This window comes from Gelidibacter sp. F63206 (assembly GCF_023015735.1).
This window is the reverse complement of record NZ_JALKAU010000042.1, coordinates 20236-32767: the sequence shown is the minus strand read 5'-3', so window position 1 is coordinate 32767 and position 12532 is coordinate 20236. Positions and strand designations below refer to the sequence as shown.

At 33.9% G+C, this 12532-nt stretch carries 11 protein-coding genes; 4 read left to right on the top strand and 7 right to left on the bottom strand.

The annotated features are described in order from the left end of the window. On the top strand, positions 1-269 hold a 269-nt coding region (locus MWU32_RS01165), incomplete at its 5' end, for an RNA polymerase sigma factor (RefSeq protein ID WP_410744419.1). Beyond that, the gene (locus MWU32_RS01160; RefSeq protein ID WP_246937015.1) at positions 266-997 is read left to right on the top strand and encodes a tetratricopeptide repeat protein; all 732 of its coding nucleotides are present in this window, start codon (positions 266-268) and stop codon (positions 995-997) included. The genes MWU32_RS01165 and MWU32_RS01160, both read left to right, overlap by 4 nt. Here the strand turns inward: MWU32_RS01160 and MWU32_RS01155 are convergent. The 3 genes from MWU32_RS01155 to MWU32_RS01150 all read right to left on the bottom strand — a co-directional run bounded on the left by MWU32_RS01155 (position 974) and on the right by MWU32_RS01150 (position 5474). Next, positions 974-4033, bottom strand: coding sequence for a CHAT domain-containing protein (locus MWU32_RS01155; protein ID WP_246937013.1), 3060 nt, complete (start codon positions 4031-4033; stop codon positions 974-976). The genes MWU32_RS01160 and MWU32_RS01155 overlap by 24 nt on opposite strands. A 96-nt stretch (positions 4034-4129) precedes the next feature. Beyond that, entirely contained in the window at positions 4130-4231 is a 102-nt protein-coding gene (locus MWU32_RS05430) for a DUF4260 family protein (RefSeq protein WP_410744420.1), read from the bottom strand. Positions 4232-4448: 217 nt separating this feature from the next. Beyond that, positions 4449-5474, bottom strand: coding sequence for a hypothetical protein (locus tag MWU32_RS01150; protein WP_246937011.1), 1026 nt, complete (start codon positions 5472-5474; stop codon positions 4449-4451). Between the two features lie 266 nt (positions 5475-5740). Here MWU32_RS01150 and MWU32_RS01145 point away from each other — a divergent pair, with 266 nt between their 5' ends. Together MWU32_RS01145 and MWU32_RS01140 are read left to right on the top strand one after the other, a co-directional pair. Further along, a complete protein-coding gene (locus MWU32_RS01145; protein WP_246937009.1) occupies positions 5741-6298 on the top strand; it encodes an RNA polymerase sigma factor in 558 nt (185 codons plus the stop codon). After that, a complete protein-coding gene (locus MWU32_RS01140) occupies positions 6291-7007 on the top strand; it encodes a tetratricopeptide repeat protein (RefSeq protein ID WP_246937007.1) in 717 nt (238 codons plus the stop codon). The genes MWU32_RS01145 and MWU32_RS01140 overlap by 8 nt, the downstream gene beginning before the upstream one ends. Positions 7008-7269: 262 nt before the next feature. Here MWU32_RS01140 and MWU32_RS01135 read toward each other — a convergent pair whose 3' ends face one another. The 4 genes from MWU32_RS01135 to MWU32_RS01120 all read right to left on the bottom strand — a co-directional run bounded on the left by MWU32_RS01135 (position 7270) and on the right by MWU32_RS01120 (position 12462). Continuing rightward, positions 7270-10113, bottom strand: a complete 2844-nt coding sequence (locus MWU32_RS01135) for a CHAT domain-containing protein (RefSeq protein WP_246937005.1) — start codon at positions 10111-10113, stop codon at positions 7270-7272. A gap of 53 nt (positions 10114-10166) precedes the next feature. Continuing rightward, entirely contained in the window at positions 10167-10793 is a 627-nt protein-coding gene (locus MWU32_RS01130) for a hypothetical protein (protein ID WP_246937003.1), read from the bottom strand. A gap of 555 nt (positions 10794-11348) precedes the next feature. Then, a complete protein-coding gene (locus tag MWU32_RS01125) occupies positions 11349-11711 on the bottom strand; it encodes a DUF4260 domain-containing protein (protein WP_246937002.1) in 363 nt (120 codons plus the stop codon). 1 nt (position 11712) lies between these two features. Next, complete coding sequence (locus MWU32_RS01120) at positions 11713-12462, bottom strand: cyclase family protein (RefSeq protein WP_246937017.1); 750 nt, start codon at positions 12460-12462, stop codon at positions 11713-11715. Positions 12463-12532 lie beyond the last annotated feature (70 nt).

The window sequence follows — 12532 nt, the reverse complement described above, 5'->3', positions numbered from 1 at the left end:
ATATACGGCTCCATAGTACGGATTCTGATCATGAAAGTATTCCAATTGATAGCATACAAGAACTTACTGAAGAGCAAAAATTGTTAAGGCATTTTTTCAATCAATTAGGAAAAAGTTGCCAGCAGATGTTAACATTAAGCTTTTACAGAGGACTAACCAATGAAGAAATAGCAACACAACATGGTTATGAAAGTGAAGCCGTAGTGCGAAGTCAAAAATCGCGTTGCCTGAAAACATTGAAAAACCTGATCAAAACATCCCCAAGATGACGATTAACGAAACACTAATAGAAAAATATTTTTCCAAAAACTTGACAGAAGTAGAGCTTCTGGAATTCAATAAACTCTATAAAACTGATGAGAATTTTAAACAAGAAGTCGATTTTCTGAAAAATGTACAGGCGGTTGCTGAAACCGAAGACGATATACTTTTCAGAAGCCAATTGGCTGCTTACGAAACAGAGATTTCGCCAAAGAAGGTCGTTTCTAAATCCAAGTGGTTAAAACCCATCTCAGCCATAGCAGCAATCTTCATTATTGCTATAAGCATTAGTTTTTTCATGAACAAAGGCATCAATAATGACCGCTTATTCACTTCTTATTTTGAACCTTCAAAAAATGTGAGCGCCCCGATTGTACGTTCTGAAACAAATGACCAATTGGTCAACGAGGCTTTTATCACTTATAATGAAGCCAATTATGAAAATGCAATAGCACTATTTGAACAGGCTTTTGACAGCACAAAAAATTCAGAGTTGTTATTTTATAAAGGAAATTCGCTTTTGGCTTTAGATAAAACAAAAGAAGCGATTGAAGTTTTCAAGACCCACCTCACCTATTCTGACGCCTTGACCAACAGAACGCATTGGTACTTGGCATTGGCTTATCTAAAGTCCAACCAACTTGATAAAGCAAGGCAAGAGCTCATGATCTTTATTGATTCTGAAGAAAATTTCAAAAAAACTGAGGCTAAATCACTTCTTAAAAAATTGAAATAGTTTTTTTCTAAAAAACCCTAAAGCAAGAATCGGTAAAACGGATAGGTAAATCCAGTAATTTTGTTTTTCAACAAGTGCATCCGTATTGCCAGAAAGCACAAATCCTGACCAGTAATACGGATGTTTCAACAAATCGTCGTCGGTATATTTCAAATAATCTAATTTAGCATTTTTAAGCGCTTCGTCTTTGGTCTCGCCCAATTTTAAATGCTCATAAAAATAGGTCATGATTTTTGCGGTGGCTTCATCATCCACCTTCCAAAGACTTACGACAGTGCTTGGCACACCTGCGTAACTGAAGGCACGCGATAGGCTAATCACTCCTTCGCCATTTTCATAAAAACCGCTGCCCGTGTCGCAAGCGCTCAATACCGCCAAATCGGCATCTAAACTTTCATTATAAAGTTCCGAAATAAATAATTGGTTATCATTTTCTCCATAAAAATTTAAGGCTGAAAACTCTGGGTGCATTTCATCAATATGCGAATGCATTGCTAAATGCAGAATATTAAAATCACCAACGTTTTGAAGAAATTCTTTTTTTGAAGCATTGATATTACTCTTTCCTTCAAATATTTTAAGAATCGCATTAACCTCATCTGAAGCTCTCGGTAATTTACTTTGATTATTGGATGCAGAAAATGCACCTATCCGAATAGGTTGAAAATTTGAATTGGTGTTTTTTTGTTCTTGATACAATGGCAACGAAGACGAATAACTTACTGAAGGCATTTTTTCATCCATCAAAAGCGATTCAAATGGAAAGTAATTCAAGACGCCATCTGGGATTATAATTATTTTTTTATAAGGCTTAAAATCAATAGTGTCAAATAACAATTTCCGCATCGTACTAAAAGACGCTTCATAATCCGGAATTCTCCCTTTCAAAATCGCCAAACAGTTTTTTAAGGTGCTTAGAGCCTTTGATTTGTCTATTGGTGGTAATAAATCAATGCTATTTTTAGAAATTAAAAAGGCAAATAAATGCTGATCTGTAATGATATATTTTAAAATCAACTCATCATTTTTTAAGGAATTTTGAAGCGGTCCAACTTCAAAGTATTTAACATTTAAATCATAATAGGTTTTATTCTCGTGCTTAATGGAGTCCTGAACTTTGACTAAATCGTTTTTCAGCTCATAGATTTTCCGCTTCCATAGTGTTAGCTTTTCTTCAGAATTCCCATCAATCTTTAACACCGCATTCTGATAAAAATTTAGTTCTGCCTTTATGCTTTCTTCTATATTGATAAATTGATCCGAAACAACGACATCCTGCCGTTGCTTGTTAAATACAAACTTTGACAAGGTCAACTTGGAACCGTTGTTTTCGATAGTGTTTAAAATTTTGGATATTAATATTGGACTTGAATCCTGCATCAAGCCAACTCTCATCAAACGTTCATTAATATCATCATAAATTGTAAACAGGCGTTCATTATACCGTTGCCCCAAATACAATTGATTAAAAATCTTTGCTGCAAAAAAATAGCGATGGCTAGCTCTTGTCAGATATTCCTTAATGCTATCTCTCTCATAAAGTTGAAGATAAAAATCGCCCATAGTCAAAAAACCTTCAATAATTTCGAAAGAAACCAATGTTCCTGATTCTGAAGTTCCCACATATTCTACTTCATCATCGGAATCCTTCAATAGAGTATAAGCATCGTCAAAATAGGTTTTAGCTTTCTCATTATCATTTAATGCCTGTGCTGTTTCAGCGTTTAATATGGCCAGTTCAAACTTGTATTTGATTTCGTTAATTTCATTTAAACTATTTAATTCCGCCAACAAGAAATTAGCTTCAGAATATTTTTTAGCGTTTAACAACAATCGCATTTTATACAACAAATATTCATGAGGCTTGGTATAGTAAACATCTTGATATTGATGTTGGATATCAATGGCCCTATCCAAAACTCTCAGCGCCTCTTCAGGCTTCTCTCTTTCCAAAAAAGAGGCATAAAACTTTAATGTGGAACTTAATGTAAGTGTTTCAAAGTCGAATAGTTTTTTATCAGAATTAATAGTTTTCAAAATGTTATCTACATATAAAAGGGTTTTGGTGGTATCCTTTTTTCTGGAATAATGCAACATCAAATCATACCATTCGGACAATTTGCTTTTATAAATTTCTTCCTTGTTTCTGAAAAAGGAATTCGTTCCTCCATTTTTAGCCCGTGTTCTTAATTCATTTTTCTTTAAAATATAGGCTTCGGCTTTTTCAAAATCGCCATAATAGGAATACCAAAAAAACAAATTTCCATAACATACATATAGAAATTTTTCAACGCTTTCATCATTGAGATTTTCCCAAATACTCTGCGCTTTCAAAAGCGACTCCAGTTCCTTTGTTTTTAGGCCCAATTTCCTGTACTGAACGGAAATATTATTATAGGCAAGCGCAACATCGTGATTTTCTTCACCAATACTGTTCCGGTATAAATCTAATGAGATCTGATAATTTTCAACTGATTTAGAATAATCCCCCAATTGTCCGTAGATGTACCCAATATCATAAACCAAATCCACAAAATTTTTGTCAGAGTTGGTTAGCGTATCCTTCAAAAACTCATAACTCAATTTTGCTTGCTCCAAAGCGTGTTTCCAATTTCCTAAATAAGCCGTTTGGTGGAACACTCGACTTTGAACCTCATACTGAAAAATCCGATCTGGTCGTTCCATCTGCTGCAATAAATCTCTCGCATTTATAGCCGATTGAAGCGCACTGTCCAAATATTGTTGCTGCACTTTTTGAGTGATTATTTTGTCTGGTTGGTAGTAATTGTAGCTGTCAAATTCGTAGTCACAGGACTTGGCATGATGGTATTTTGCGTTAAGGTAGGCTCTGTAATCTTTTGAAGAATTATGGTTTTGCTTTAAGGCTTGTTTTCTAACTACAATGGCCTTTTTATAAGAACCTTCTTTGGTTAGCGAATCGGCAAGAATTGTCAAGCTGTCTTTTTTATAAATCGTTTGAGAATAACCAAGAGACAACCAAAGCGCAGATAGAAAAATGAAAATATAACACCTCATCAAAGCCTATTTAAACGTCTTAAATTTAAACAATTAACTCAATGAATTACAGATTTATCTTACTATTTTTCAAATTCATTTTTCGTCAATTTCCTATTAAGACCCCAAATGTGTGTCATTAAATGAACTGTCGCATTTCAGTCCATAGCCAAAAATCCTTTCATTAGCTGAGCGAGAAAACAAGATGGCTCCGGCAATTTGCAGGATATCTTAATACCCGCAAAACATATCAAGATGGCCATTACTTTAGGATGAAAAATATGACGTGTTTTAATAAATCTTGTCGTTTCCTTATTTAATTTTTAAGGGATTTGATGGTTCCTTTAATGTTCCAAATTCATTAGTCCCAACTCCTCCTAAAGCATTATCTAATGATAGATCTAAAGTAAATCTTCCAGGTGCCAAATGACTATTTTTAATTTTTTGTGACGAAAACGCCGTTTATATTCGCATCATTGGTGCCATCTGTTAAATTGATTGGTATGCCGTTTTTCCATATTCTTGCGTTCGATGGGTGAGGTTCATTATTTTTATTTCCTCCCACATACACATCGTTTCCTAAAACAAAACCAGAATTAAAAAATGAAAATTCATTTTCATCACTTATTGAAGTTTCTACCCCGTTTTTCCACATTTTTATAATTCTACTATCGCTTCTATATTCCTGACCAAATGCATAAACATCCCTGTTTGAAACAAAAACGGAGGTTGCTACTACATCATTTGATCCATTGGATAAATAAACAGGGTTACCATTTTTCCATATCCGAGCTTTATTTGAACCACTATAATCATATCCCGCAACATATACATCTTCTCCAGAAACGAAAACGGATGATGCCCCTGAATTAACCGCATCGTTAAGAATTAATTTTACATTATTCTTCCATAAAACAGCATATTCACTGTTGTTTATAATCTCATATCCCGCCACATACACATCGCCATTAGCCACAAACACCGAAGTTGCACCAGACTGATTTGTGCCATCTGTAAGGGAAGTTTTAATACCGTTTTTCCACAGGACAGCATGATGTTTATAATTTCTTACTTCAATTCCTGAAACAAACACATCATTGTTAACTACAAAAAGTGATTCTGCAGAATTGCTATTAGTCCCTTCAGACAATACACTTTTTACACCATTTTTCCATAATATGGGAACAAGTGACGTTTCAGTTTCTTCATTAATTAATACATAAACATCTGTTCCTATAACATAAATGGCTTTAGCATCAGCATTATTCGTTCCATCGGTTAATGGAGTGGCTACACCGTTTTTCCACATCTTAGCAATGCTATTTACACCATTGTACTCATGTCCCACTGCATACACATGGGTAACAGCTTCGGGTTTGTCTTGATCATCATCATCTTTACTGCACGAAAATGTGAAACAGATGAGTAGTAAAAATGTACTGAGTTTTAGTATAGTTTTCATTATCAATTGATTTTTAATTTTTAATATTTAAGTTTTTCAAGGTTTATAGTGAACTCTCAATGTTTATATAGCAATTCGGCCATGACATAACCGATAGTGGTTTTGTGATTTTTGTCGCTAAAGCTAATCAGGCTTTGATTTTTTTAAAAAGTTCATAATGTTTTAGATTCTGCATTCACCTTTAGTACCTTACAGAATTTAAAGGTTAACATTAGTTTCTAAGTATTTTTATATTATTTATCTTAGGTTTAATTATGACATACTAAATGGAAGAAAAACACATTAACTCTTTTATCCATGGAAAGCCTAAAGAGATCCAAGAACTCTACACAACCCATAAAGAGGCTTTTCTGAACTTTGGAATGAAGTACGGCTTAGACTATGACGATCTTATTGACATCTACCAAGAAGCTTTTATTGCCTTAAGAAAACATGCCATCAATGGCAAATTAGATAACGTAAAAAGTTCCTTAAAAACCTATCTATTTGGTATCGGAAAATTCATGATTTATGATTTATTAAAAGAGAAAAAGAAAACCACGACGTTAAACACAGATACCGTTTCAAAATATGCTCATATTGAACCAGTTGCTGTAGAATTCGAAAACGAAGAACTTACCATAGAACAACAATTATTGAGAACTCATTTTAACAAATTAGGAAAAAAATGCAAAGAATTGTTAACCTTATTCTATTATAGAGGACTAACTATCGATGATATTGTTGAATTAACAGAATATACAAGCGGAAGTGTGGTCAGAAGTCAAAAGTCAAGATGTTTAAAAAGCTTGAAGGAAATGATTAAATCCCAAAGGAATGAATAAAGACGAGTTAATAGAAAAGTATATTCAAAATAGGCTTTCGTTAGCCGAACAGCTTGAATTTGACACCTTGTTATCAAATGATGACGCCTTTAAAAAAGAGGTGGACTTACATATTAATATAAAGAAAGTCGCTCAACACGAAGACGATATTGCATTTAGAGAATTAGTAACTGGTTTCAAAACTAAAAAACCTCAAAAAAGAAGACTATTTAATACAAAATGGTTGGCTGCGGCAAGCATCGTTTTATTGTTAGGTTTATCCTATTTTTTTAATGTTAACAATCCCGCCAATACTAATGAGCTCTTTAACAATTACTTCGAACCTTACAGAAACGTTATTGAGCCTATAGAACGAGGAACAACAGAGCAAAATGAAAAAACAATGGCTTTTATGGCTTATGAAAAAGGAAATTATGACGAAGCAGTAAAGTTGTTTACAAATTTATATGCTTCCACTAAAGAGCCGTATTACTTATTCTATAAAGCAAATGCATTATTAAAGTTAGACAGAGCCGATGAGGCCTTACCTTTGTTAAAAGAACATCTTAAAACAAAAGATACTTTAACCGATAAAACACCGTGGTATATGGCATTGGCTTATTTAAAACTCGAAGATAAAGCAAATGCAAAAAAGTTATTGCAACAAGTGATTACAGAAGAAAAATTCAATAGTAAAGAAGCAATAAAATTATTAAAAGAGTTTGACTAATACCGATTATGATTTTAAATGTCGCACAAATACTCCTTAAAATCTGTTTCGGCATTATACTTCAAGGGAATAAACATGACATTAAAAAATTAAATTAGTACAACCTATAAATTAGCACTAAGGAATTGGTGTTTCTTTTGCCACTTATGCACGAATAAAATCAATAGTTTTTTTAAAATTAGTGTTGATCTTTTTTCACAGCCTATAATAAATTATTATTCAGTGCACCTGCTCCGTCCGACATACGGGTCCGTGCATCTTTTCATTTGAATAATTTTTTAGCTAATAATAAGATTATAATTAGTCCAACAATCCCAACGATTACCCATAATACATAATTGGTTGATGTTAGTGGTGATGTATTGCCAGAAATAATTATACCCGACCAATAATAAGGATGTTGCAACAACACATCGTCAGAATTTACAGTTAAGTACTTGATTTTAGCTTGTCTTAGCGCTTCTTTTTTATCGAGACCTTCGCTCAAATTTTTGTAAAAATCATGCATAATGTCCGAGGTGCTTTGGTCACTAATTTTCCATAAGGTGGTCACAATAGACGGTACACCGGCATAATTAAATGCCCTTGCTAAACTCAACATACCTTCACCTTTCTGAAGTGGTCCGAAGCCTGTTTCGCAAGCACTCAATGTGGCCATATCCGCATTAAACGTGTAATTGTAGATGTCTTTAACATAAAGCAAGTTCGAATTGGAGCTGTCCTTTGAAAATGCCAGATAGGAATAGTCTGGGTATTCATCATTTGCTGAAGCATGTGTTGCGAAATGAAGTAAATTATAGGAATGAACTTCATTTTCTAAATTAGAAATAGACGCTTCATTACTCTTAAAAACCTTCGAATTAAAATATTGGGCTATGTTTTCTGCTTCTATCGTATTAAACAAGAGTGGTCCCATATCAGCTCTTTCTTGTTCAACATTTCGGTTGTCCTTAAACGTTGGTGCAAATACCAATAAACGATTGCTTTTTACCTTTTTGACAGCTTGTTGTTTTTGATATAGCGTGGCTGAATTGGCATAACTCACGGCATGCGTGTGAATTAAAAAAGAGGCTTTATCGCTGTTTGAAGTATTTACTGCATCAAACGGTATATAGTATAAAACATCGTCTGGCAAAATTATCAAATCAGAAGCATGGGTTTTGAGCAGGCCTGGTTCTAAAATAGTTTTATAAATGCTATAGCTATCCTCGTAAATTGAATTATCGCTAATATCAAGTTTAGAACTTTTTCTATATAGATTTTTTATGGACGTCTTAATTTCATCATTAAATAAAAGCCTTAAAAACTCCTTTTTTTGCCTATCTATCACTATTAAGAATAGATGCTCATCAGCGCTCAAAAAACTCAAAAGTGCCTGATTATACCCTAACTGCTGTTGCACCTTATCAAGAGAAGTCACGTCAGAATTATATTTCATTGCATAATAAGTAGCATAGTCCTTTTCTATTTCCCCAATATAATTATAGTAATTGTTTTTTATAGTGCTCAACGAATCCGACAGCGATTGGATCTCATCGGGTGACGCTTTGAAAACCTGCTGTTCAAAATATGAAATAGAGGCCCGGAATTCATGCCCTTTTACGAGAACTTCATCGGGCACGTTTCCGTATTTTGTTGCTTCAGCATTGCGATGTGCTTCTAACAACGAAATGCTTTTGCTCTTTTCCATAAAGTGAAAAGCATCATCAATATAAATAGGATCCTTAGTTGTCTCGTATAGTTTATAAGCTACTGAAACAGCTGTTTGGAACGAGGGATAGGTTTCATTGATTAAAAACTGCTTGTCTAACTTGCTTTCAAATTCTGGTCGCAATACATCTAAGGTGCCAATGATGGTTTTAGAAGTATTATGGGCCATTTTTAAATAGTTGATCTCTTTTGCCTGGTCATGGGCGGTATTTAACGCTTCTAATTTCTCTCTTAAAATTTTGATGAATGCAGTTTTGTCATCTACTTTTAAAGGGTTGGGATTTGATTCAAAATCTTTAGAATTAAACGCGTTGTCAAATTGCATCAAAGCCAATTGGTAATACTGCAAGCTCTTGTTGATGTTACGCTGTGAGATATAGAGCTTCCCCAATCTGGCATAGACAATTGCGATGTCCTGATGCTTTTTGTTATTGTGCTTTTTTAAGGCCTTATCAAGGCTATTGCTATAATAGGTCAAAGCTTTTTCATAATCTTTTAGTCCTAAATAACTATCACCATAAATTAGGTCAAACTCACTTGCATAGGGGTTTGCTTCATATTTATAACCCATTACTTCGTCCAATTTTTGCAGTGCCAAGTCATACCTACCCTGCTCGCTGTAGTTCTTGGCAATCAGCAAAAACGACGATAAAATATTATTTTTAAATCGAGGATTACTTTGCTTTTTTTTATAAAAAGTCAACACTTCCTCTGAGAGACGATTGGCGTCATTGAAGTTCTTGGTTGCGGTATACACTTGAGCAAGCAACTTCTTCGAATTATTGACATCCGATTCCCATTCAGCAATACTGTCTTTATATTTAGTTAGGTGCGCAATATCTCTTTTAAAAGAATAGGAAGCCAATTCGTACTTATTAGTGTGGTGGTAGATAAGCCCCAAAAAGCTATATAAACTTGACATCGTTGCTAAATCCATGGCGGTACGTTGTTCCACGGGAATAGCGTCTATTTTGTCAAATAACTCTTGAAAGTATGTTTTTGAATTCGCATATTGTTTGAGTTTGTAGTGATAATTTCCTTTATCAAATAGTAAATAGTCTTTATAAAATTGTAGCTCAGGAAAAGTAGATAACCGTTTATCTTCTAAAATAAACTTTTCTTCACGTTCGATATTTTTTTTATAATTTTCTAAATCTAAATAATTTCCGTTTGCATTGATCAAATAAAGAAAACTATTAAAAATGTAGGTTAAATCATTGCTTTTATCGGCTAAACGAATTGTCTTTTCATAATAGAAATAAGCACTATCTTTATTTGTATAATGATTTTCAACGGCTTTGTTAAATGCGTTTTCAATCTCTATTTCAGTGTTTTGAGAAGTGACTTTCTGAATAGAAAAAACGATTAAAATGAGGTATAAAACACTGTATTTCATAAAAAAGCTCTCGTGTAACAGAGAGCTTCAATATACGTAATTTTGGTTTATTTTTATTTAGAAATGGATATCGGAATTTCTGATTTAATCTTACCTAACTTTCCGGTGTTTGTAGTGATTTGTAAATACCCACTCCCTTCCAACTTGGTTTCGAAAAGCACGACCATCTGACCCTCGTCATTTTTTATTGTTTCGGTTTTTGTCTCCATGCTATTGTTTTTAAAATCTACGATTTCCATACGGAATTCCTTAAAACTTTCTTCAAGGATTATTCCCGCAATATTAGACAAATCTCTTTTTGGATCACAATTAGAAACATCCATACAACCTTTGGGTGGAAACTTGATTGGCATGTCTGGTAATTTTAATAAAAACTCCATAAGTCCATTCAACCTTCGTTCCTCCTTTTGAATCCTTTCTAACTTTTCAACCGCAGATTTTTCACCTTTTTCAATGGCAATTAAAATGTCTTCCTTTTCTTTTTTCAAGGTATTGATTTTGCTAACAGTACTGAGATAGTGTACTTCGCGTTCATACAAATACTCATTTGCTTCTTGTGTGCTTCTTTTAGATTTCAATTCGGATACCCCTATCTCAGGGACATCCATTTCATCTTGTGACGTACAAGTAAATATCATGAATAAACTAAGTACGAACGGGATTACAGTTATGTTTTTCATTTTTTATATTGTTTTATTTCTCTTTAGTCTTTCTACTTTTGAAAATGTTAACACTTTTCTTCTTAAGAATTATTTTCTGCGTGTACTATGAGCAACTGATCATCTCCTTGTAGTAAAAAAGCTTTTAGCTTGCCCTTTCCATAAGATTTTTTAGTTGTTATTTCGATTTAAATTTAAATCAGAAAGGAAAATAAACGATAGAACAATGTACAGTTTGCAGAAAAAACTGTATGGTTGGTAGTATTTCTGATTTATAAAAGCCAGAACCCGATACCTTATTCTTCACCAAGCTCAAATTATTGAAGCATTTTTATGATTTTTTAAGTTGTTCTGTAACCGTGCAATGGCTTGTTTATATGAGCCAAATTTGATTAGCGAATCGGCCAGAATTGTAAAAAAGCTATCTTTTTGATAAATGGTTTGGAAATAACCAAAGGATAAACAACATACAGATAGGGAAATAAAAACATGACATTACATCATAAGTCAGTTTAAGCTTCTTAAATTTAAACAATCAACTCAATGAAATACAGATTTACCCTCCTATTTTCAAGTTCAATTCCCGTCAATTTTCTTTAAAGGCCCTAAATGTGTATCATTAAATGAACTGTGGAATTTCAGTCCATACCCAAAAACCCGATCAAGTGCCGCATGTGAAAACAAGATAATCCCCACAAGTTGTAGAATATCATAGGTAAGATAAATACCCAAGAAATATATCAAAATGGCCAAACCTTTATGATGGCAGATATTATATGTCAGCGCACCAATTTTTGAATTGATGAGATATCCAAGCATCCCAATATCTGGCGTTAAGATGAGAATCAAAAACCACCACCAGGCAAAGTCCAATTGATTAAAAGCTAAAATTCCCAGCCCAAACATGGCCAACTCCTCCAATTTCAAAGTTATTTTCATATCACTCCATAAGTTTATATAAAATAGGTTTACTCGGCGTAGCATCATTCACAAAAGGAGCAATTTGCAAATTCAATAGATAACTGCCATCTTCTATTTTGTTCTTAACATAGATGAATTCTGTAATGGTGCAATCCATCCTTCTCTCGCCATCAAAATTCCAAAAGGCTTTATGCGAGAGCAGTTTTCCACCATCGTGTTCCCGATCCACACTTGGCAAATCTATCAACAAATGTTTGATGCCTCTTTCCCTAAGAAACACCATGGCCTCTTCGGTCAAATAGGCCCAATTAGTTTCAGAATAATGTCGACTTTTCTTGTTTTTTGTATTTGGTAGGGTACGAATGACCAATGCTTCAGGCGATTTACCTTGTAATAACATTTCTAATTGATGCTTGGAAATAACCGTATCCTTCATAAAGTTTTCTGGAGCGACAGAAATTAATTCCGCAGTAAAGAAAAACTGTTTTAAATTTTTATTAATGGAGTGGAATTCCTCTGTAATGTGGCCAATACACTCGGTATGTGTCCCATGGGCGTGTGGATTGAAATAAATATCGTTAAAATTGACCGAACCACCCGCTTTCACGTTTCCAATCCAATCGCGTGTTTTAACAGGTTCAATTTTAGGCTCACCAATATACCAGGCATTCACATTACTTTTAGAAGCACGCAATGGAATAGAAATATCAAGAGGTTCTGATAAATCTATCTCGTAAGTATTTGACTGGTACTGTATGGTTGCTTTCATCATTTTACTTGTATTTTAACTTTTTTTATCTCTTAGCCCTCTCAGGGTTTGGAACCCTGAGAGGGCTGGG

Excerpts from the sequence above, each read along its gene's own strand:
- MWU32_RS01120 (WP_246937017.1), bottom strand. The coding sequence starts at position 12,462 with ATGAAAGCAACCATACAGTACCAGTCAAATACTTACGAGATAGATTTA.
- MWU32_RS01155 (WP_246937013.1), bottom strand. The coding sequence starts at position 4,033 with ATGAGGTGTTATATTTTCATTTTTCTATCTGCGCTTTGGTTGTCTCTT.
- MWU32_RS01145 (WP_246937009.1), top strand. The coding sequence starts at position 5,741 with ATGGAAGAAAAACACATTAACTCTTTTATCCATGGAAAGCCTAAAGAG.
- MWU32_RS01125 (WP_246937002.1), bottom strand. The coding sequence starts at position 11,711 with ATGAAAATAACTTTGAAATTGGAGGAGTTGGCCATGTTTGGGCTGGGA.
- MWU32_RS01130 (WP_246937003.1), bottom strand. The coding sequence starts at position 10,793 with ATGAAAAACATAACTGTAATCCCGTTCGTACTTAGTTTATTCATGATA.
- MWU32_RS01160 (WP_246937015.1), top strand. The coding sequence starts at position 266 with ATGACGATTAACGAAACACTAATAGAAAAATATTTTTCCAAAAACTTG.
- MWU32_RS01140 (WP_246937007.1), top strand. The coding sequence starts at position 6,291 with ATGAATAAAGACGAGTTAATAGAAAAGTATATTCAAAATAGGCTTTCG.
- MWU32_RS01150 (WP_246937011.1), bottom strand. The coding sequence starts at position 5,474 with ATGAAAACTATACTAAAACTCAGTACATTTTTACTACTCATCTGTTTC.
- MWU32_RS01135 (WP_246937005.1), bottom strand. The coding sequence starts at position 10,113 with ATGAAATACAGTGTTTTATACCTCATTTTAATCGTTTTTTCTATTCAG.